At 67.1% G+C, this 21,103-nt stretch carries 21 protein-coding genes; 11 read left to right on the top strand and 10 right to left on the bottom strand.

The window, feature by feature from the left end; translation table 11 throughout:
* Positions 1–88: 88 nt before the first annotated feature.
* From adk to rpsT, 5 genes are all read left to right on the top strand, one after another.
* On the top strand, positions 89–745 hold the full coding sequence (adk, locus tag U858_RS0103605) for an adenylate kinase (protein WP_025135828.1): 657 nt from the start codon (positions 89–91) through the stop codon (positions 743–745).
* Between the two features lie 141 nt (positions 746–886).
* Complete coding sequence (locus U858_RS0103600; RefSeq protein ID WP_025135827.1) at positions 887–1,645, top strand: 3-hydroxyacyl-CoA dehydrogenase; 759 nt, start codon at positions 887–889, stop codon at positions 1,643–1,645.
* Positions 1,646–1,764: 119 nt separating this feature from the next.
* The gene (gene murJ, locus U858_RS0103595) at positions 1,765–3,324 is read left to right on the top strand and encodes a murein biosynthesis integral membrane protein MurJ (RefSeq protein ID WP_025135826.1); all 1,560 of its coding nucleotides are present in this window, start codon (positions 1,765–1,767) and stop codon (positions 3,322–3,324) included.
* A 195-nt stretch (positions 3,325–3,519) separates the two neighbouring features.
* A complete protein-coding gene (locus U858_RS0103590) occupies positions 3,520–4,506 on the top strand; it encodes a FecR domain-containing protein (RefSeq protein ID WP_025135825.1) in 987 nt (328 codons plus the stop codon).
* A gap of 335 nt (positions 4,507–4,841) precedes the next feature.
* On the top strand, positions 4,842–5,105 hold the full coding sequence (gene rpsT / locus U858_RS0103585; RefSeq protein ID WP_025135824.1) for a 30S ribosomal protein S20: 264 nt from the start codon (positions 4,842–4,844) through the stop codon (positions 5,103–5,105).
* Between the two features lie 167 nt (positions 5,106–5,272).
* On the opposite strand, the gene U858_RS0103580 is transcribed toward rpsT, so the two are convergent.
* On the bottom strand, positions 5,273–6,187 hold the full coding sequence (locus U858_RS0103580) for a LysR family transcriptional regulator (protein WP_025135823.1): 915 nt from the start codon (positions 6,185–6,187) through the stop codon (positions 5,273–5,275).
* 115 nt (positions 6,188–6,302) lie between these two features.
* On the opposite strand from U858_RS0103580, the gene lysA reads away from it, so the two are divergent.
* A complete protein-coding gene (gene lysA / locus U858_RS0103575) occupies positions 6,303–7,535 on the top strand; it encodes a diaminopimelate decarboxylase (protein WP_025135822.1) in 1,233 nt (410 codons plus the stop codon).
* Between the two features lie 76 nt (positions 7,536–7,611).
* On the opposite strand, the gene garL is transcribed toward lysA, so the two are convergent.
* The 5 genes from garL to U858_RS0103550 all read right to left on the bottom strand — a co-directional run bounded on the left by garL (position 7,612) and on the right by U858_RS0103550 (position 12,490).
* Positions 7,612–8,379: a 2-dehydro-3-deoxyglucarate aldolase gene (gene garL / locus U858_RS0103570; RefSeq protein WP_025135821.1), complete on the bottom strand. Its 768-nt coding sequence runs from the start codon at positions 8,377–8,379 to the stop codon at positions 7,612–7,614.
* 11 nt (positions 8,380–8,390) lie between these two features.
* Positions 8,391–9,392: a tripartite tricarboxylate transporter substrate binding protein gene (locus tag U858_RS0103565; RefSeq protein WP_025135820.1), complete on the bottom strand. Its 1,002-nt coding sequence runs from the start codon at positions 9,390–9,392 to the stop codon at positions 8,391–8,393.
* 123 nt (positions 9,393–9,515) lie between these two features.
* Positions 9,516–10,622 (bottom strand): Ldh family oxidoreductase, encoded by a 1,107-nt coding sequence (locus tag U858_RS0103560; RefSeq protein WP_025135819.1) that lies wholly within the window; start codon positions 10,620–10,622, stop codon positions 9,516–9,518.
* 49 nt (positions 10,623–10,671) lie between these two features.
* Positions 10,672–11,385 carry a FadR/GntR family transcriptional regulator gene (locus U858_RS0103555; protein ID WP_042884264.1) on the bottom strand — a complete coding sequence of 238 codons (714 nt, stop codon included), beginning with the start codon at positions 11,383–11,385 and terminating at the stop codon, positions 10,672–10,674.
* Between the two features lie 139 nt (positions 11,386–11,524).
* Complete coding sequence (locus U858_RS0103550; protein WP_025135817.1) at positions 11,525–12,490, bottom strand: dihydrodipicolinate synthase family protein; 966 nt, start codon at positions 12,488–12,490, stop codon at positions 11,525–11,527.
* Between the two features lie 152 nt (positions 12,491–12,642).
* Between U858_RS0103550 and U858_RS0103545 the strand changes: the two genes are divergently transcribed.
* From U858_RS0103545 to U858_RS0103535, 3 genes are all read left to right on the top strand, one after another.
* Positions 12,643–13,644 (top strand): tripartite tricarboxylate transporter substrate binding protein, encoded by a 1,002-nt coding sequence (locus U858_RS0103545; RefSeq protein WP_025135816.1) that lies wholly within the window; start codon positions 12,643–12,645, stop codon positions 13,642–13,644.
* 73 nt (positions 13,645–13,717) lie between these two features.
* Positions 13,718–14,689 carry a tripartite tricarboxylate transporter substrate binding protein gene (locus U858_RS0103540; protein WP_025135815.1) on the top strand — a complete coding sequence of 324 codons (972 nt, stop codon included), beginning with the start codon at positions 13,718–13,720 and terminating at the stop codon, positions 14,687–14,689.
* A gap of 161 nt (positions 14,690–14,850) precedes the next feature.
* Complete coding sequence (locus U858_RS0103535; RefSeq protein ID WP_025135814.1) at positions 14,851–15,807, top strand: 2-hydroxyacid dehydrogenase; 957 nt, start codon at positions 14,851–14,853, stop codon at positions 15,805–15,807.
* Positions 15,808–16,062: 255 nt separating this feature from the next.
* On the opposite strand, the gene U858_RS0103530 is transcribed toward U858_RS0103535, so the two are convergent.
* The 3 genes from U858_RS0103530 to radA form a co-directional block, all read right to left on the bottom strand.
* Positions 16,063–16,299 (bottom strand): hypothetical protein, encoded by a 237-nt coding sequence (locus U858_RS0103530; RefSeq protein WP_025135813.1) that lies wholly within the window; start codon positions 16,297–16,299, stop codon positions 16,063–16,065.
* A 180-nt stretch (positions 16,300–16,479) separates the two neighbouring features.
* Positions 16,480–17,259 carry a sulfite exporter TauE/SafE family protein gene (locus tag U858_RS0103525; RefSeq protein WP_025135812.1) on the bottom strand — a complete coding sequence of 260 codons (780 nt, stop codon included), beginning with the start codon at positions 17,257–17,259 and terminating at the stop codon, positions 16,480–16,482.
* 12 nt (positions 17,260–17,271) lie between these two features.
* Positions 17,272–18,633, bottom strand: a complete 1,362-nt coding sequence (gene radA, locus U858_RS0103520; RefSeq protein WP_025135811.1) for a DNA repair protein RadA — start codon at positions 18,631–18,633, stop codon at positions 17,272–17,274.
* A gap of 301 nt (positions 18,634–18,934) precedes the next feature.
* Here radA and U858_RS0103515 point away from each other — a divergent pair, with 301 nt between their 5' ends.
* Complete coding sequence (locus U858_RS0103515; protein ID WP_025135810.1) at positions 18,935–19,597, top strand: hypothetical protein; 663 nt, start codon at positions 18,935–18,937, stop codon at positions 19,595–19,597.
* A 103-nt stretch (positions 19,598–19,700) separates the two neighbouring features.
* Positions 19,701–20,150 carry a homoprotocatechuate degradation operon regulator HpaR gene (gene hpaR / locus U858_RS0103510; RefSeq protein WP_025135809.1) on the top strand — a complete coding sequence of 150 codons (450 nt, stop codon included), beginning with the start codon at positions 19,701–19,703 and terminating at the stop codon, positions 20,148–20,150.
* A gap of 75 nt (positions 20,151–20,225) precedes the next feature.
* On the opposite strand, the gene hpaD is transcribed toward hpaR, so the two are convergent.
* Positions 20,226–21,077, bottom strand: a complete 852-nt coding sequence (gene hpaD, locus U858_RS0103505; RefSeq protein ID WP_025135808.1) for a 3,4-dihydroxyphenylacetate 2,3-dioxygenase — start codon at positions 21,075–21,077, stop codon at positions 20,226–20,228.
* Positions 21,078–21,103: the final 26 nt, after the last annotated feature.

Below are 21,103 nucleotides of genomic sequence, written 5' to 3'. Positions count from 1 at the left end.
TATTTCGCATGGCGCAGCTCCGCATAGGCTGCTGCGTTGCGGCATAATCGCTCGGACCACAAAAATTAAACCCCATTCAGGAGTACTCATGCGTCTCATCTTGCTCGGACCGCCCGGCGCCGGCAAAGGCACTCAGGCCGCGTTTCTCACCCAGCACTTCGGCATTCCCCAGATTTCCACCGGCGACATGCTGCGCGCAGCGGTCAAGGCCGGCACGCCCCTGGGCATTGAAGCCAAGAAGGTCATGGACGCCGGCGGCCTGGTCTCGGATGAGATCATCATCGGCCTCGTGCAAGACCGCCTGAAGCAGCCCGACTGCGCCAACGGCTATCTGTTCGACGGCTTCCCCCGCACCATCCCGCAAGCCGACGCGCTCAAGAGCGCCGGCGTCAAGCTGGACTACGTGGTGGAAATCGAAGTCCCCGAAGAAGACATCATCGAACGCATGAGCGGACGCCGCGTGCACCAGCCCAGCGGCCGCAGCTACCACGTGCGCTTCAACCCGCCCAAGGTCGAAGGCCGCGACGACGTCACCGGCGAAGACCTGATCCAGCGCGACGATGACCGCGAGGACACCGTGCGCAACCGCCTGAACGTCTACCGCCAGCAGACCCGTCCGCTGGTCGACTACTACTCGTCGTGGGCTGAGCAGCAGCCCGCCGATGCCCCGAAGTATCGCAAGATCTCGGGCGTGGGCGCCGTCGACGAAATCAAGTCGCGCCTGTTCGAAGCCGTCAAGAGCTGACCTCTGATGGCACAGGGCCTTCGGCGCCGGCCGGACGCTATGCGTCCCGGCGCGGTTCCGAAGGCCCTGTCGCATCCGGCGCCCATCGCGTCTTTTCGTTCCCCCGTTTTCATCCCTTGAATTTGATCTGGTGGTAGAGACATGGAAATCGCAAACAAGGTATTCATCGTGACCGGCGGCGCGTCCGGCCTGGGCGCCGGCACCGTGCGCATGCTGGTGGCCAACGGCGCCAAGGTCGTCATCGCCGACCTGCAGGACGGTCCGGGCGAAGCACTCGCCAAGGAACTGGGCCAGCGCTACGTGCATTGCGACGTCACGCAAGAGGCCGACGGCCAGCGCGCCGTCGCCGCGGCGAAAGAACTGGGCACCCTGTTCGGCCTGATCAACTGCGCCGGCGTGGCGCCTGCCGCCAAGATCGTCGGCAAGAACGGCGCGCACCCGCTGGACCTGTTCCAGAAGGTCGTGTCGATCAACCTGATCGGCAGCTTCAACATGATGCGCCTGGCCGCCGAGGCCATGGGCGCCAACACGCCCGAGCCCACCGGCGAGCGCGGCGTGATGATCAACACGGCGTCGGTGGCCGCTTTCGACGGCCAGATCGGCCAGGCAGCCTATGCCGCGTCCAAGGCCGGCGTGGCCGGCATGACCCTGCCGATCGCCCGCGACCTGGCCAAGACCGGCATCCGCTGCATGACCATCGCCCCGGGCATCTTCGGCACGCCGATGATCTTCGGCATGCCCCAGGAAGTGCAGGATTCCCTGGCCGCCAGCATCCCCTTCCCCGCCCGTTTGGGCCGCCCGGAAGACTATGCCAAGCTGGTTCAGAGCATCATCACCAATGAGATGCTCAACGGCGAGACGATTCGCCTGGACGGCGCCATCCGGATGCCTCCGAAATAGTGCCCCCACGCTTCGCCCTCTTCGAGGGCTCTCTGCCCCCCAAGGGGGCTTTTTTCCCTTGGGACGGCCCGGCGGGAGAAAGCCTTCTTCTCAGGACAGTTTTTTTGTAGTCCCCCCAAATGAGCCTGTTCCGTTCGGCGGCCACCGTCAGCAGCTTTACGCTGCTGTCGCGCATTTCCGGCCTGATCCGCGACATCCTGGTGGCCCGCGCCTTTGGCGCCGGGCCCATCACGGATGCCTTCTGGGTCGCTTTCCGCATTCCCAACCTCTTGCGCCGGCTGTTCGCCGAAGGCGCGTTCGCCCAGGCGTTCGTGCCGATCCTGGGCCATGCCCGCAACAACCGATCCGAGGCCGAGGTCCGCACCCTGCTCGACCGGGTGGCGCTGCTGCTGACGGCCGCCCTGATGGCGATCACCCTGATCGGCATCGTCGCCGCGCCCTGGGTGGTATCCGCCATGGCCAGCGGCCTGCGCGGGGCCGCCCGCGATACGGAATTCGGCGCCGCCGTCTGGATGACGCGGATGATGTTTCCCTACATCTTCTGCATGTCGCTCATCGCCTTCGCCTCGGGCGTGCTGAACACCTGGCGCCGCTTCGCCGTGCCCGCCTTCACGCCCGTGCTGCTGAACCTGTCCATGATCGCCGCCTGCATCTGGCTAGCGCCGCGCATGGACGTGCCGGTGTACGCGCTGGCCATCGGCGTGATGATCGGCGGCGTGGCGCAACTGGCCGTGCAGTGGGTCGCGCTGGCGCGGCTGGGCATGACGCCGCGTTTTTCGCTGCGTTTTCGCCAGGCCTGGGCCGACCCCACCGTGCAGCGCATCCTCAAGCAGATGGCGCCCGCCACGCTGGGGGTGTCCGTGGCGCAGATCTCGCTGCTCATCAACACCAACATCGCCACCTGGCTGACGCCGGGCAGCGTGACCTGGCTGTCGTTCGCCGACCGGCTGATGGAATTTCCCACCGCGCTGCTGGGCGTGGCGCTGGGCACCGTACTGCTGCCCAGCCTGTCGGCGGCCCATGCTCGCGATGACCACGGCGGCTACAGCGCACTGCTGGACTGGGGCCTGCGGCTGGTGCTGCTGTTCGGCCTGCCGGCCGCGGTAGGCATGGCGCTGCTGTCCGACGGCCTGGTGGCGACCCTGTTCCACTACGGCGCCTTCTCTGCACAGGACGTGCTGCAGACGCGGCTGGCCGTGATTTCCTATTCCGCCGGCCTGATCGGCCTGTTGGCGGTCAAGATCCTGGCGCCCGGCTTCTATGCCAAGCAGGACATCCGCACCCCCGTGAAGATTGCCATCGGCGTCTTGATCCTGACCCAGTTGATGAACGTGGCGCTGGTGCCGCTGATGGCCCATGCCGGCCTGGCACTGGCCATCGGCCTGGGCGCCTGCCTGAACGCGCTGGCGCTCTTGATCGGCCTGCGCCGCCGCGGCGTGTACCAGCCCACCCCGGGCTGGGGCCGCTTCGCCTTGCGCCTGATTCCCGCCCTGGTCGCCCTGGCCGCGTTGCTCATCTACGCTGATGGCCGTATTGACTGGATCGGCCTGCAGGCCCATTCCGGCCAGCGCGCGCTGTGGCTGGGCGGCGTGCTGGTCGCGTGCAGCGCGGTGTACTTCGGCATGTTGTTACTGTTTGGGTTCCGTCCCCGGGATTTCGGACGACGTCCGGCAAGGTAATTTTGGGCCCAACGGCCCCATCATCCGCAAAAAGCCGGCTTTTCGCCGGCTTTTTTGCATCTTGGCCGTCAAGAATTGACAAGGACCCGGTAATCTTTGGTAAAAAACCTTTATTATTTACAAATTGCCATCGAAAGGATTCCCGCCCGGCAACAAGGACGGGGAGATGAAGTGAAGTACGCCCAAGGACACCCCATGGCGGACCAAGTGATCAATTGGTTGCTGCTGCTGCGCTCAGGAAAGGCGACAGCGCAGGACTACAACGATTTCCTGGCGTGGCGAGCAGCCGACCCTCTCCATGAGAATGCCTGGCAACAATTGACGGGCACTCTGGCAGGGTCGACGTTTGGTCGGTTGGGCGATGCCTACCCGGCCGGCTATGCCACGACGGCGCTCCAGCCGCCGATTCCGCTTTCGCCCCCGCCCGCCGCCGCGGCTCCCGCCGACGTCGTCGTGCCGCCACGCCGCCGCTTTCTGGCCGGCTCGCTGGCGCTCGCCAGTGCGGGTGCCTGTGCCGCGTACGTGGGCAACGCCTTCTACCCGCTGAACAACGTCGCAGCCGACGCCGCCACGGCTACCGGCGAGCGCCGCCGTTACATCCTGTCCGACGGCAGCCAGCTGCTGCTGGACGCGCGCAGCCGCGTCAACCTGGACTTCACGCCCTCCTATCGCCAGGTGCGCCTGCTGGATGGCGCCGTGACCGTTTCCGTGGCGCCCGACGCCCGCCGCCCCTTCCTGGTCCAGACCGCCGAGGGCACGGTGCGCGCCCTGGGCACCCGTTACATGGTGCGCCAGCAGGCCCAGCGCACGGTCGTGGTGGTGCATGAACACGAGGTGGTGGTGGAAACCATGGCCGGCGGCCACGGCATCGTGCGCGCCGGAACGGGCGCGCGCTTCGATGCGTCCCGCATTGATACCCCACGCGCCGAACTGATGGCCGAGGCCGCCTGGGAAGCCGGCTGGGTCGATGCCCGCGGCCGCCCCCTGGCCGAGGTGATCGCCGCCCTGCGCCCTTACCGCAGCGGCACCCTGCGCGTGTCCATGGCTGCCGGCGGCCTGCCGGTGTCCGGCCACTTTCCGCTGGACGACACCGACGCCGCGCTGAGCGCATTGCAGGACATGATGCCCATCCACGTGCGCCGCTACACTCCTTGGTTCGTCTCGATCAACGTCGCGGCCTGACCACGCCCGCTGACGCGGCGCTGTAACGAAAGGCCGCTTCGTTGTATACTGAGCACCGTATTTTTATCCAGTAGGCGCAACAAGGCTTAACTCGGAAACTCGGGGCATAACTCCGGCACGGATTTTCCCCATTTCCATGGGTATCCAGCCAGCGGGCCAGCCAGGGGTTTTCAACCCGGGTTCTTCAACCCAGGTTTCAGCCTCAGGGGTTCTCCCCGCAGCGCCCCCCGCCCGGTTGACGGGCGCTCCATCGGCAGACGTGGCATTTAAAGCTTGCAATCCCCCGGGGACTTGCTAAAATGTTCGACTTTGCCGAATTCAACTTATATAGCAACATGGCCAATACCGCCCAAGCCCGCAAGCGCGCTCGCCAATCCGTTGAGCGCAACAAGCACAATTCCAGCCTGCGCTCGATGCTGCGCACCGCCATCAAGCGCGTTCGCCAATCCATCGCCGCCGGCGACAAGGCTGCGGCTGGCGACGTGTTCCAGAAGGCGTCGAGCGTGATCGATCGCGTGGCTGACAAGAACATCATCCACAAGAACAAGGCCGCTCGCCACAAGAGCCGCCTGGCTGCCGCCATCAAGGCGCTGGCCTAAGCCATTCTGCCGCCCTGCTTTGCAGGGCGTCATGAATACGGCAAATGAAGAAGGATGCCCCAGGGCATCCTTTTTTGTTGCCTGTTTTTGTTGTCTGTTTTGTTGTCTGAACAAGACTTGATCGGCGCTAGACCCGATCGAACGGCCGCCCATCTGCCGTGACCCGTTCAATCGCCGCGCGTGGCCAACCGGGTACGGATCTGCGTGGCCTCGTCGCGCAATGACGCAGTAAAGGCGTCCACCAGCGGATTCTTGGGGCGGTGTTCCGGAAACACCAGGTTCACCCGGAACGGAAACGAACGCTGCAACGGCCGGATGTGCAGGCCGCGGCCGATGAAATCCAGCGCGGTCAGCGGATTGACGATGGCCAGGCCCAGGCCCTGGCGCACGAAGGTGCACACCGACACCGCCGTGGGCGTTTCGATGATGGCGCGGCGCAGGATGCCTTGCGCGGCGAAGGCCTCGTCGATCTGGATGCGGTACGGGTCGCTGGACGACAGACTGATGAACGGTTCACCCGCGAAATCGGCCAGTTCCAGTGCCTGCCGCGCCAGCAGCGGATGGCCGTCGGGCAACACGCAGACTTCGTCCACTTCGATCAGCAATTCCAGCCGTGTGCCGGCAGGTTCGAGCTCGTGCTCGGTCAGGCCCAGGTCGTAGCGCTGAGCGGTCAGCCATTCTTCGAGAAACGGCGATTCCTGCGCTTCCAGTGACAGGCTCACGCCCGGATGCGTGTCACGAAAGCGCCGGAAGGCCCCGGGCAAGAGGGAATGCGAAAACGCCGGCAAGGCGATCACGGCCAGTTGGCCATCCTGGAAAGACCGCAGGCGCGCGGCCGCGGACGCCACGCGTTCCAGGCCCGCATACGACTGGCGGATTTCGTCGTACAGCGCCAGCGCGGGCATCGTGGGGCGCAGCCGCCCCCGAATGCGTTCGAACAGCGCGAAGCCGATGCTTTGCTCCATGCGCGCCAGTTCCCGGCTGACGGTCGGCTGCGAGGTGAACAGCAGGTCGGCAGCCTTGGTGACGCTGCCGGCGATCATCAGGGCGCGGAAGACTTCGATATGGCGGTGGGTGAGCATGGCGAACCCATATCAGGAATGAATCGATCTTGAATATCTAAGCATTTTACTGGATGGTCTGAATGGGGCATGATGCCCGCCTGATTCTCCCCCCGAATACAAGGTCTGCCCCAGAATGGCTTTCGATCCGCGCCAACTCACCGAACTTGCCGCCCAGTACAGCACCCCGCTGTGGGTCTACGATGCCGCCGTCATCCGCGAACGCATCGCCCAGCTGCGCCGCTTCGATGTCATCCGCTACGCCCAGAAGGCGTGCTCCAACCTGCACATCCTGCGCCTGATGCGCGCCGAAGGCGTGATGGTGGACGCGGTGTCGCTGGGCGAGATCGAACGCAGCCTGGCCGCCGGCTACCAGCCCGAAGGCGAGCCTGCCGGCGTGGTGTTCACGGCCGACCTGATCGACCACGCTACCCTGGCCACGGTCATCAAGCACGGCGTCACCGTCAATGCCGGTTCGCTCGACATGCTCGAGCGCGTGGGCCAGGCAGCACCGGGCCATCGGGTCTGGCTGCGCATCAACCCGGGCTTCGGCCACGGCCACAGCAACAAGACCAATACCGGTGGCCCGCAAAGCAAGCACGGCATCTGGATCGACGACGTCGCACAAGCCGTCGCCATCGTGCGCCGCTATGGCCTGAAGCTGGTGGGCATCCACATGCACATCGGCTCGGGCGTGGACTACGGCCACCTGTCCAGCGTGTGCGATGCGATGGTGGACGTGGTGGCCTCGCTGGACCACGACATCGAAGCCATCTCGGCCGGCGGCGGCCTGTCGATTCCCTACCGCGATGGCGAGCCGCGCATCGACTGCGATCACTACTTCGACCAATGGGATGCGGCGCGCAAGCGTATCGAACAGCGCCTGGGCCATGAGGTTCGCCTGGAGATCGAGCCGGGCCGCTTCCTGGTGGCCGAAGCCGGCGTGCTGGTGGCCGAGGTGCATGCGATCAACCGCCGCCCCGGACGCGACTTCGCGCTGGTGGACGCCGGGTTCAACGACCTGATGCGCCCCGCCATGTACGGCAGTTACCACCGCATCTCGGTGCATGCGCCGGACGGCAGCGCACCCCAGGGCGCGGCCGAGACGCGCATCGCCGTGGCCGGCCCGCTGTGCGAGTCGGGCGACGTGTTCACGCAGGATGCGGGCGGTGTCGTGTCGGACCAGGCCCTGCCGCAGCCGCGCATCGGCGACTTCATGGTGTTCCATAACGCCGGGGCCTACGGCTCGTCGATGTCTTCGAACTACAACAGCCGCCCGCTGGCCGCCGAAGTGCTGCTGGACAAGAACGAAGCACGCCTGATCCGCCGCCGCCAGACGGTGGCCGATCTGCTGGCGCTGGAAGACTGAAACCCGCGCCCGGGCCTTGCACGCAAGGCCCGGCACTCGGAGCCATGCGGGGCGCCCAGGCGCCCCGCAGGCATTTTCAGGTGGGAAACGCTTCGCGCAGCGCGAAGGTGGCCTGCTTGAAGACGCCCAGGTCGGTACCCACCGCCACGAAGTGCATGCCCATGTCCAGATAGCGGCGCGCGTCGGCCTGCACCGGCGCCAGGATGCCCACGGCCTTGCCCTGAGCACTGACGCGCTGGTACAGGTGGCGGATGGCGTCCTGCACCTCTGGGTGGCCGGGATTGCCCAGATGGCCCAGCGCGGCGGCCAGGTCCGACGGGCCGATGAAGACGCCATCCACGCCCTCGACCGCGGCGATCTCGTCGACCGCCTCGATGCCCGCGCGGCTTTCGATCTGCAGCAGCACGCAGAGGTTGTCGTTGATGGTCTTGAGGTAGTCGGGCACGGTGCCGTAGCGGTTGCTGCGCTGCATGCCCGCCACGCCGCGAATGCCTTGCGGCGGATAGCGCGTGGCGGCCACCGCGCGGCGTGCGTCGTCTTCGGACTCGATGAAAGGAATCAGCAGGTTGTAGAAGCCGATGTCGAGCAGGCGCTTGATCTCGACCGGATCGTTCCAGGTGGGCCGGCCGATGGCGGCGCTGGCGCTGCCCTGCAATGCCTGCAGCTGCTGCAGGAACATCGGCACGGTGTTGGGCGAATGCTCGCCATCCAGCAACAGCCAGTCGAAGTCGGCCAGGCCCGCCAGTTCGGCGGTGATGTGGCTGGACATGCACATCCAGAAGCCGATCAGGCGTTCGCGGGCCAGGATGCGTTGGCGGAAGCGGTTGGGCAAGGGTGAAGTCATGAGTGCGGTCCTTAGTCCATGCGGGCGCCGGAGGCCTTGGCCGCCGCACCCCATTTGGTGATTTCGGATTCGACGAAGGCCGAGAAGGTCTTCGGGTCGTCGCCTACCACCACGAAGCCTACGCTTTCCAGCTTCTGCCGGATATCCGGTGAAGCCAGGGCCTTGACGGTGGCCTGGTTCAGGCGCTGGATCACGGCAGGCGGCGTCTTGGCGGGCGCCGACAGGCCGAACCACGATTCAGCCGCAAACCCCGGATAGCCCGATTCGGCCACGGTAGGCGTATCCGGATAAGCAGGATTGCGCTGCGCGCTGGCCACCGCCAGCGCCCGCAGCTTGCCGGCCTTGACCTGCGGCAGCAGGGAATCCTGGTTCAGGAACATCACCGACACGCGGCCGCCGATCATGTCGGTGATGGCCGCGGCGCCGCCTTTGTAGGGCACGTGCACGAGATCGATGTTGGCGGCCTGCTTGAGCATTTCCATGGCGAGGTGGCCCGACGAACCGCTACCCGAACTGGCGTGGGTGTACTTGCCGGGGTTGGCGCGCACCAGCTTGATGAAGTCGGCGAAGGTAGTGGCCGGAAATTCCATGTTGGCCACCAACACATTGGGGCCGGTGGCCAGCAGCGAGATGTGCGCGAAGTCGCTGTTGCGATAGGGCATGCTCTGGTAGAGCGCGTAGCTGATGGCGTTGGACCCCACGCCGGACAGCAGCAGCGTGTAGCCGTCGGGCTCGGCCTTGGCGACCACGTCGGAACCGATATTGCCGTTGGCCCCACCCTTGTTTTCGACGATGACGCTCTGGCCCAGTTCCTTGGACAGCTCGGCGGCCAGCAGACGCCCGACGGCGTCGGTGCTGCCGCCTGCCGGGAACGGCACGATCAGCTTGACCGGCCGGGTCGGCCAATTGCCGGACTGCGCCCACGAGGCGGCCGGACACAGCGCGACGATGGCGCTTGCCGCCAGCGCGGCCAGCCCCAAGCGCCGGCGACCCGGCGAGGTGTTTTCCTGCATGGTTTGTCTCCTTGTCGTTTTTTCTAATACATGCCGCCCGGTGTCCGGGTCGGTGGGGGCTTCGCGCGCTGCGGCTGGCGCAACATGCGAAGGAAAAGCATTGCGGGCCAGGCCGTGTCCGGCTCAGTCCAGCAAATACGGCGCGCCCGCGCGCTGGCAGATATCGCGCAGGCGCGTGGCCAGCGCGGCCGGAATGGGAATGCCGTGGACGCGGCGGCGTTCGCGCTCGACGGTTTCGGGTTCGCCGGCTACCAGCACCGGTTCGTCGGGATGCGCGGGCGGCGTGTCGTGCAGGGTGTCGATCAGGTCGTCCATGTCGGACTCGAACGAACCGGCGGCACGGAAGGCGTCGGGGTTGAGCGCCAGGAAGAAATGGCCCACGTCGTCGGGCTCGCCCGGACGCCGCGTGACATTGCGGCGCGCGGCCAGGGCGCTGCCGCTCAGCGTGCCGCCCAGGATCTGCGCCATCATGGCCAGGCCGTAGCCCTTGTGGCTGCTCATGGCCGCCGTGCCGCCCAGCGGCGTCAGGCCGCCCTCGGGCCGCTTGAAGATGAACTGCATGGCGCTGTCGGCCGCGGTGACCGCCGCGCCCTGCCCGTCGACCGCCCAGCCCGGGGGCAGCGGCTTGCCCTGGAAATCGTAGACCTTGACCTTGTTGGCCGCGACCGTAGTGGTGGCCATGTCGAGCACAAAGGGTTCGTTGCTGGCGGCCGGTGCGCCGAACGCAATGGGATTGGTGCCCAGCATGGGCATGGCGCCGCGTGTGGGCACCATGATGACGCCGTTGGCGCTGCTGGTCACCAGCCCCACCACGCCGCGTTCGACCGCGATGCGCGCATACACGCCGGCCGCGCCGAAGTGGTGCGAGTTGCAGACCGACACGGCGCCCACGCCGTGTTCCAGCGCCTTGTCCACGGCCAGGTTCATGGCCTGCGCCGACACCGGATAGCCCAGCCCGCCCATGCCGTCGAGCAGCGCGCTGGCGCCGCCGTCGCGCACCAGGCGGGGCCGCGCGTCCAGCTTGAGCGAGCCGGCGCGCCATTTTTCTTCGTAGGCCGGCAGCATCGAGATGCCGTGCGAATCGATGCCGAGCAGGTCGGTCTCGGCCATCAGGCCCGCAGTGACGGCCGCCAGGTCGGGCGCCATGCCCCAGGCCTGCAAGACCACCAGAATCTGTTCCCGCACCTGTCCCGCCGATGCTGCCGTGAATGCCGAACCCTTGCCTTGCACGCGATGTCTCCTGTGATCAGTGGGGTGAGCCGGTCCGGTGTGAGGCGGGTCAATCGCGTTCGCGGTCGACCAGCCGGTGGCGGGCCTGGCCCAGATGGAATTGCATGGCGACCCGGGCGCGCTCGCCGTCCTGGGCGCGGATGGCCTCGAGGATGGTGGCGTGTTCGTCCAGCACGCGCTGGGCGCGCTGGCGCGAGCCGGTGCGGGTCAGGTTGAGCGTGAGGCGCATGAAGCCATTGATGGATTCATGGATGCTTTCCAGCACGCCCAGATAGAAATCGTTGCCGGTGGCTTCCGTGATGCTGGCGTGGAACGCCAGGTCCATTTCGGCGGACACCTCGCCGCGCGCCAGGCTGTCGGCAAATGCGACATGGGCGGCTTCGATCTTTTGCAGTTGTTCGTCGGTGCGGCGCAGCGCGGCCAGGCGGGCGGCGTCGCCTTCCAGGGCTACGCGCAATTCCTGGGCGCGCAGGTAGGCGCCCACGTTCTGCACGTCGCTGAAGGCGGTCAGGCGCGGCGCCGGCTGATGGCTGACGAAGGTGCCCAGCCCCTGGTGCGCGGTAATGAGGCCGTCGGCGCGCAGGCGCAGCAGCGCTTCGCGCACCACCGGCCGCGACACGCCGAAGCGCTCGGTGATTTCGTTTTCGGAAGGCAGCTTGTCGCCCACATTGAGCTTGCCCGAGACGATCTGCTCGAAGATCTGGCCGTAGAGCTGATCGGCCAGGCGCACGCGGTGGCCGCGTTCGAGCACCAGCGCGCCCATGGCGTCCGGCTCGGCGGACGCCTGCGGCGCGGCGGCGGGTGATGCTTTCGGTCGGGCCACGAAACCTCCTGGGGAACTGGGCGCAATGACAAGAGCGCTCATCGTAACTTCAATGCCGCGCGCCTCGCCAATTACGCGCTTAGGCCGTGGCGGTTTTCCGGTCCGAGATTGCACCGGCATGATCGGCCGATGCGCGGTCCCAGGCCGCCAAGGCCTGCGCCACCGGCGCCACGCGTTCGCGCTCGGCGCTGGAAATGCCGGTCAGGAGCGGCAGCATCGGACCCATGTCGGCCACGCCGGACAGCGTGACCGCATCGTGCAGCACGCGGATCGGGCTGATGCCGTCGCGGCAGTCCTCCAGGCCCAGGTAATGCTGGCGCACCGACTCGGCTTCGTCGTAGTGGCCGGCGGCAAGCAAGTGCAAGAGGCGCATCGAGCCGCGCGGCGCCACGCAGACCGAGCCCGAGGTGAAGCTCTTCAAGCCGAAGTCGCGGTAATGGACGATGGCCGGACGCTCGCCGATGCCGCTGACCACGCGGTTCGAATCCACCGCCTGCAAGAGCGCGGTGAGGTAGGCGTCGCGCGCCGGGTCCTCGCGCACCACGGCGTACTTGAAGGCCACGATGCGCCCTTCCTCGACCAGCCGCGCGGCGGTGGCCGGCGCCAGGTAGTCGGCCGACTTGATGTAGACCACGGCCGGCTTGGCCAGCGCATCGGTGAAGCGGCGCACGCCATCGGCCAGGCCCGCGTCGGTATAGGGGAACGACATCGGCAGCAGCATGGCCGTGGGGAACGCGCGGCTGCGCAGGATCGCGGCCTGGTCCATCATCTTGCCGAAGTCGGGGCCGACGGACGGCAGGATCCAGGTGTCCGGGCCGGCCAGGGCGGCCAGCATGTCCACGATGCGTGCGTATTCGCCCACGCCCACGTTGTAGAAATTGGCGTTGCCGCCGTACATCACGTTGCGCACGCCGCCGGCCTCCAGGTGCCGCAGCAAGGCCTGGTTGGCGGCCTCGTTCAAGGACAGGTCGGCATGGCGCGCCAGAGGCGGTACGGCAATGACGGAGCGCTGCAGATCCTGGACGGTGACCGGGGACGTTTTCATGGCGGGAAAGCTCCTGGTGGGTCCCGTCACCGGGCCCAGTTGTCAAATAAGTAAGGTTAAAAAAGTATACTTGGTTGACAAGTAAATGCTCAATACCTATATTCGTTTTACAAACGATGCGCGGCCACGCGCACACCAAGGAGACGAATTCCATGCATGCAGTCCCTGAGCGAGGCCGCCTGGCCCTTGCCGCCTGTCTGGCCGCGGCCGCCTTCCTGATACCGGCCGCGTCGGCCCACGCGGAATACCCCGAACGCGACGTCAGAATCATCGTGCCCTTCCCCGCCGGCGGCACCGCCGACATCGCCGCGCGCGTGGTGGCGGCGGAATTGGGCAAGTCCTGGGGCCGCGCGGTGGTGGTGGACAACAAGGCGGGCGCCGGCGGCAACGTCGGTTCCGGCGAGGCAGCCCGCGCCGCGCCCGACGGCTACACGCTGCTGATGGGCACCGTCAGCACGCACGCCATCAACCAGTCCGTCTACGCCAAGCTGCCCTACGACCCCGTCAAGGACTTCCAGCCCGTGACGCTGGTGATCCCCGTACCCAACGTGCTGGAACTGAACCCCGGCTTTGCCGACAAGCACGGCATCCGCAGCGTGGCCGACCTGATCAAGTACCTGAAGGCCAACCCCGCCAGCGTCAACATGGCCTCCACGGGCAACGGGACGTCCACGCATCTGTCCGGCGAGCTGTTCCAGACCATGACGGGCACGCGCATGACGCATGTGCCGTACAAAGGCAGCAGCCCCGCGCTGACCGACGTGATGTCGGGTTCGGCCGACCTGATCTTCGACAACCTGCCCTCGTCGATGGGTTTCATCAAGGGCGGCAAGCTGCGCCCGCTGGCGGTCACCACCGCCACGCGTTCGCCCGCGCTGCCCGATGTGCCGACGCTGGCCGAGGCCGGGGTGCCCGGCTATGAGGCGTCCAGCTGGTTCGGCCTGCTGGCCCCGGCGGGCACGCCGCCGCAGATCGTGGACAAGATCCAGCGCGATGTCGCCGCGGCCTTGCAGCGGGAGCCGGTGCGCGCCCAGTTGCAGGCCCAGGGCGCCACGCCGTCTGGCGACACACCCGCCCAATTCACCCAGTTCATGGCGCAAGAGACCGTCAAGTGGGCCGAGGTGGTGAAGAAATCAGGCGCCAAGGTCGACTGACCCGCGCCGGTCCGGACCCGGCCGCCACGCGTGGGCGCCGGGTTCTTCATCATCACGCGAACCAGGAGACAACATGAACAGACCCCTACGCGCGGTTGCGCTGGCCGCGGCCGCGCTGCTTGCCGGACCGGCGGCGCAGGCTGCCGGCTACCCCACCAAGCCCGTCACGATGATCGTGCCTTTCGTGCCCGGCGGCTCATCCGACATCACGGCGCGCAGCGTCACGCCCGGCCTGTCCAAGGCGCTGGGCCAGACTTTCGTGGTCGAGAACAAGCCGGGCGCCAACAGCGCCATCGGCGCGCAGGCGCTGGCCCGCGCCACCGCCGACGGCTACACCATGATGGTCGGCTCTATCGGTACCTTCGCCATCAATGAGGCGCTGTACAAGAATCTTTCCTACAACCCCAGCAAGGACTTCGACTACCTGACCCAGGCGGTGCGCAACCCCAACGTACTGGTGGCGTCGGCCGACTTCCCGGCCAGCACGGTGGCCGAACTGGTGGCCTACGCCAACAAGAATCCCGGCAAGCTGTCGTATGCCTCGTCGGGCACGGGATCGTCGGACCACCTGTCGGCGGTGCTGTTTCGCCAGCGCACGCAGACCACCGGCGTGGACGTGCCCTACCGCGGCGGTGGCGCCGCCATCGCCGACCTGATCGGCGGCCAGGTGAATGTGTCGTTCCAGAATCTGGGCGCGGTACAGAACCACATCAAGGCCGGCAAGCTCAAGGCCCTGGCCATCACGGGCGATGCGCGCGCGCCGGACCTGCCCGACGTGCCGACGCTGGCCGAGGCCGGCATCAAGGACATGGTGGTGTATTCGTGGCAGGGCTTTGCCGTGCCCAAGGGCACGCCGCCGGCCGTGGTGCAGCAGCTGACCCAGGCGCTGCAGACGGCGCTGCGCGATCCGCAGACCGAGAAGACGCTGCAGGGCCTGGGCTTCGAGGTCGTGGCCAACACGCCGCAGCAGTTCACCGCCTTCCAGGAAGCCGAGGTCAAGCGCTGGAAGGACGTGATCCAGAAGGCCAATATCCAGCTGGAATGACGCGAAGCGCGTGCGGCGCAGCCGGCCTGCGCCGCAGGCCTGTCGGCGGGTCGGCTGACGCAGCCGACCCCAATGCCCCGCGCCCGGCACGACCGCCTGTCAGCCGGATTCCAGGCCAGATCAAGTAGCATGAACGTTTTGCCACCCACCCGTACGACAACATGACCACCAAGCATCGCATCATCCAGGTCGGCTCCCTGGCCGGCTCGCCTTCCGCGAACCAGCGCCTTGCGCAGCGCTACGACGTCATCGAACTGTGGAAGCAGCCGGACCGCAAGGCCGCGCTGGCCGAGCTGGGCAAGGGCGTGACCGCCGTCGTCACGTCGGCCAACTTCGGCGCCAACGCCGAACTCATCAACGCGTTGCCCGACCTGAAGGCCATCTGCAGCTGGGGCGTGGGCTACGAAACCATCGACGTGGCCGCGGCGCACCAGCGCGGCGTGCAGGTCAGCAACACGCCGGACGTGTTGACCGACTGCGTGGCGGACCTGGCCTGGGGCCTCCTGATCGCAGGTGCGCGCCGCATGGGCCAGGGCGAACGCTTCGTGCGCGCCGGCCAATGGGGCCAGGTGCACGGCAGCATTCCGCTGGGCCAGCGCGTCAGCGGCAAGAAGCTGGGCATTGTCGGCCTGGGCCGCATCGGCGAGGCCATTGCCCGCCGCGGCATCGGCTTCGATATGCAGGTGCGCTATCACAACCGCAGAAAGCGCGACGACATCGACTACGGCTACGAGGCCTCGCTGACCGACCTGGCGGCCTGGGCTGACTTCCTGATCGTGGCCACCGTGGGCGGCCCCAGCACGCGCCATCTGGTCAACCGCGAAGTGCTCGAAGCCCTGGGCCCCAAGGGCATCATCGTCAACATCGCGCGCGGCCCGGTCATCCACGAAGCGGCCCTGGTGGCCGCACTGGAAGCCGGCAAGCTCGGCTGCGCGGCGCTGGACGTGTTCGAACACGAACCCAAGGTGCCCGACGCGCTGATCAAGAGCGACCAGGCCGTGCTGCTGCCGCACATCGGCAGCGCCACGCTGGAAACGCGCCAGTCGATGGAAGACCTGATGCTGGAAAACCTGCAGGCCTACTTCGACACCGGCCGCGTGATCACGCCGGTGGAGTGATGCGGGTGGCGGGCGCTAACGCCTGCCCCTGCCGCACCTGACAGAACCCGCGCACTGCGCGGCGCCCAAACGAAAAAGCCTCTCGGTGCCCATACCGAGAGGCTTTCGGCTTTCAGGCCCGGGGGCCATCCGCCGTTTGCAAAGGAACTTGGACCTTGCGGCCCGGTACTGCGGTACTGCGATTGAAGATTTACTGCGGTTGAAGATTTACTGCGAACTACGGTTACTGCGGTACTGCCTTACTGAGGTACTGCCTTACTTCGCGGGCGCCATGGCGCCCGATGCATCCGTTTTGGCAGCGCCCGATTTCGGAGCAGCCTGCTTGGCGGATGTTTTATCGGACTTGTGATGCTTGTGCTGCGCCTGGGTCTTGGTGTCGCCCGCCTTGGTCGTGGCATCGGCGCCCGCCGCGAACGCCGAAGGCGCGGCAGCAAGGCCAAGGCACAAGGCCGAGGTGGACAAGAACGCAGCGATACGGGAGTGAGTCGTCATTACATGAACTCCTGATGGTATCGGCCCGAAGGCCTTTCCTACTCGGGGCGGCAACATCGCCGCATGACCCGTACTCCGTTGGAACCCGCCCCCGGCCGAAGGTTCAGCGCGGAACAGGAAATTTTCCGGCGCTAACGGTTCGTCATGAGATGGTGACAAACGCGCAGCGCGCGCGCGCCCTCAGCTTTCAAATGCCAGCAGCGCCACGGTAGCGAACAGCATGGCGGCAAAGCAGGCTCTCAGCTTGCGTTCAGGCAGCTTGTACGCCAGCCGCACGCCCACCGGCACGAACAAGAGGCTGCCGGCGGCCAGCGGCAGGCCCACCAGCCAGGCGGCCTGCCCGGCCCACGAATAGGTGACCAGCGCCACGGCCGACCCCGGAATCACCATGCACAGGGCCAGCGCCTGTGCGGTGGTCTGCGGCAGGCGGAAGACCGAGGTGATGATGGGCACGGCCAGCACCGCGCCGCCCACGCCGAAAAAGCCGCCCAGCGTGCCGCACAGCACGCCCAGCACGCTGGCGCGGCGCGGCGTGAACACGGGTGCGGCACGGCCCGCGGCGGGCTTGGGCGAACGCGCGGCCACGCCGGCCCGCCAGGTCTGCCAGGCGTAGAACAGCGCGATGAAAAAGAGAAACACCGCGAAGCTCAGGCGCAGCGTGCTGGAATCGATGCCCAGCGCCAGCCGGGCGCCGACCCAGGTGAACACCACCGCGCCCCCGGCCCCCGCCAGCGCCACGCGCCGGTCGATGCGGGTCTGCTGGTTGTATTTGCGCACCGCCATCATGATGGTGGGCAGCACCATGATCAGGGCGGTGCCCTGCGCCAGCTGTTGCGACATGCCCATCAGCAGCACCAGCGCGGGAATGGCGATCATGCCCCCGCCAATGCCCAGCACGCCGCCCAAGAAGCCGATAAGACACCCCGCGCCCAGGCACAGGGCGATAAGCCAGAGACTCACGTCACGCTCCTGTCAGCGCAGTTTTTCCAGCGCGGCATCCAGGCGGTCGACCGCCCAGATCTCGAGCCCTTCGATGGGCTGGCGCGGCGCATTGGCCTTGGGAATGAGGGCGATGGAAAAGCCCAGCTTGGCGGCTTCGCGCAGGCGTTCCTGGCCGCGCGGCGCGGGGCGGATCTCGCCGGCCAGGCCGACCTCGCCAAAGGCGATCAGGCCACGCGGCAAGGGCCGGTCGCGCAGCGACGACATGATGGCCAGCAGCACCGGCAGGTCGGCCGCGGGTTCGGTGATGCGCACCCCGCCCACGGCGTTGACGAAAACGTCCTGGTCAAACGTAGAGACGCCCGCGTGGCGGTGCAGCACGGCCAGCAGCATGGCCAGGCGGTTGCCTTCCAGGCCGACGGTCAGGCGGCGCGGATTGGGCGCATGGGAGCTGTCGACCAGCGCCTGGATTTCGACCAGCAGCGGGCGCGTGCCCTCTTGTGTGGCCATGACGCAGGAACCCGGCACCTGCTGCTCGTGCTGCGACAGGAACAACGCCGAGGGGTTGGCCACGCCGCGCAGGCCGCGGTCGGTCATGGCGAAGACGCCCAATTCGTTGACGGCGCCGAAACGGTTCTTGAAGGCGCGCACCAGGCGGAACGACGAATGCGTGTCGCCTTCGAAGTACAGCACGGTGTCGACGATGTGCTCGAGCACGCGCGGGCCGGCCAGGGCGCCGTCTTTGGTGACGTGGCCGATCATGACGATGGCGATGCCGGTCTGCTTGGCCAGCCGCGTGAGCTGGGCGGCGCATTCGCGCACCTGCGACACAGACCCGGGCGCGGCCGTGAGTTCGCCGCTGTAGAGCGTCTGGATCGAGTCGATCACGGCCACGGTGGGCTTTTGCTCGGACACGGCCGCCTGGATGGCTTCCAGGCGGATTTCCGCCAGCAGGTTGACGTTGCCCGTCTGCAAGTCCAGCCGGCGCGCGCGCAGCGCCACCTGTTCGGCGGATTCTTCGCCGGTGACATACAGCACATTGGTGGTTTCCGACAGCGAGGCCAGCGCCTGCAACAACAGGGTGGACTTGCCGATGCCGGGGTCGCCGCCGATCAGCACCACGGCGCCGGCCACCAGGCCGCCGCCCAGCACGCGGTCGAATTCGTCCAGCCCGGTGGGCTGGCGGGGCGTTTCGCGGGCCTCGATTTCGGACAGGCTGCGCACCGGGCTGCTGGAAGCCAGCGGCGCGTAGCGGTGCGAGGCGGCGGCGGGCGCCGACGATTCCACGGTTTCTTCGAGGGTGTTCCAGGCATTGCAGTGCGGACACTTGCCTTGCCACTTGGGGGTCGTGCCGCCGCAATCGGCGCACACATAGACGGTTCGGGATTTGGCCATGGGCGAAAGTGTACCGGCAAGCCCCCGCCCCCGGCGCGCCGCCCGCGGGCGTTTTTGTCCCGCTTTGCCCCGTGCTGGTGCACCTGGCTGTCAGTTGGCTTGCACAATCGGGGACATCGTCACGTTACACCCTGCAAATACACGAAATTCACTGGCAGATTTCTTCAAATCGCGCATAATCAACATCTAAACCGGAACACGACCCACGCCTGGACGAGATCGCCGGACCACCGGTGCGGCACAAGCAAAGGTCAACCGCGGATATGCCCTGCCACCAGGCATATGCGCGAGGAGTACGCGCATGAGCATTACCTATCGCCCCCCCTTCGACGAAGACGACGAACTGGATTTGCGCGCCCTGTATCGCAAGCCCAGGGCAGGCGGCAGCCCCGAATTGGAAGCGGCCGTGCGCCGCACCTGGCACCCCGGCCATAGCTGGCATCCGGGCTGGGCCGCGGCCGCCTGCCTGGCCATCGTGGCCGGCGTGTTCGTCTGGACCGACATGCGCGAAAGCGCCGAAATGGCCGACATGAACGCCCAGTTGGCCGTGCCCCATGAAGTGGGCACCACCGCCGAGCGCGCCCCGGCCCCGCGCCCCGTCATGGTCTCGGAAACGCCGGCACCGCAAGCCGCGCCTGCCCCGGTCCAGCGCGCCGCGCAAACGCCCGCTGCGCCGGTTGCCGCCGCGCCTGCCAGCAGCGTCCAGGCCAGCGCGCCCGCACCCGCCGCCCCGGAGGCCACCGCGCAAGCCGCCGCCGAGCAGCCCACCGAGGCCGCCACGGCCGAGGTCACCGCCTTCAGCGAAGAAGATATCGAAGCCCGCGTGGCCCACATCCGCAGCCTGATGCAGGACGACCAGCAAGACGAGGCCGTGGCCGCGCTGCGCGAACTGCAGCAAGGCGCCCCCGACCTGACGCTGCCCGACGACCTGCACGAATTGGCGCAGCAGAACCCCGCTTCCTGACCCCTTTTTTTCCTCGTTCCGTTTCCCCCAGGCCCGCATTCGTTGCGGGCCTGGACGTTGATACCCTCAAGAAATCGAACGGCTTCTTGCTAACATGGCCGCCATGAGTCCGAGCTTCCACCACCGCAACCTTCCCCACCTGCTGCTTTACGCGCGCGAAACCCTGATGGCGCATTTCCGGCCGATATTGCACGCCGCGGGCGTGACCGAGCAGCAATGGCGGGTGTTGCGCACGCTGAGCGAAGTCGGTTCGATGGAACCCAACCAGATTGCCCGCAGCTGCCAGATCCTGAGCCCCAGCCTGACCCGCATGCTGGCCGGCATGGAAGAGCAAGGCCTGATCAAGCGCGTGCGCTCCAACGCCGATCAGCGGCGCCAGGAAATCTCGCTGACGCCCAAGAGCAACAAGCTGATCGACCGCATGCGGCCGCAAGTGGATGCGAAGTACCAGGAAATCGAAGCGCGCATCGGCAAAGAGCTGCTGGACCGCCTGTACACCGACGTGGACGCGATGGTCGAGCTGATCAAGCGCGAGCCCGCCACGACGGAATGACCCCCGCACGGCCCCGCGCCTGCCCGGCTATCCGTGCAGGCGCGCGGGACGGCCCGGCACCCGCCTGGCCCGGGTTCAGTCCGGCACGGGCAGGATCGCGTTGATCTGCCCCGTACCTGAACTGGTGAAGTAGTCCGTCACGATCTCGGCGGGCCGGTCGTAGGCATCCCAACCCAGCAAGCCCAGCAGCATGGCAGTGTCGTGCATGCCGCCCTCGCCCACGCACAGCTCGGCGTATTCAGGCAGCATGGCGCAGAAGGTCTTCCAGTCGCCCTGGCGCCACAGGTCCACCACCCGCAGGTCGACCTGGCGGTAGAACTCGCGGCTGATCTGGTGCATGGCCGCTTCTGGGCTGTTGTTGTCATTGAAGCGGTGCGACAACGACCCGCTGGCCAGCACCGCCACCCGGCTGTCGCTGTGCTCGATGGCCTGGCGCAGCGCCGCGCCGAAGCGGCGGCTGTCGTCCAGCGAGTGCCAGGCGCACCAGGCCGCCACCGAGACGACCTTGAAGCGGTCGTCGCCATTCATGTAGCGCATCGGCACCAGCGTGCCGTATTCCAGTTCCAGGCTGGCTATCTCGTGGGCGCGCGTGGCCACGCCGGCCGCGCTGGCGCATTCGGCGATGCGCCGCCCCAGGGCCGGATCGCCGCGGTAGGCGTAGTCCATGTCCTTGATGAAATGCGGCAGCTCGTTGCTGGTGTAGTAACCGGCGAAACGCTCGTTGCAGTTGACGTGATAGCCGGCGTTGACCAGCCAGTGCACGTCCAGCACCACCAGCGTGTCCACGTCCAGGTCGCGGCAACGCTGGCCGATGGCGCGGTGGCCCTGGATGGCGGCCTCGCGGCAGCCGTGATGCCGGCCGGGCATTTCGGAAAGGTACATGGACGGCACATGCGTTACCTTGGCCGCCAGCGCGAGCTTGCCCATGATGGGTTGTCTCCGGATTTTTTATA

It is taken from the genome of Achromobacter sp. DH1f (assembly GCF_000633435.1).
Taxonomy (GTDB): domain Bacteria; phylum Pseudomonadota; class Gammaproteobacteria; order Burkholderiales; family Burkholderiaceae_B; genus Achromobacter; species Achromobacter deleyi.
The sequence above is the reverse complement of the archived record's forward strand: the minus strand, read 5'-3'. Positions and strand labels throughout refer to the sequence as shown.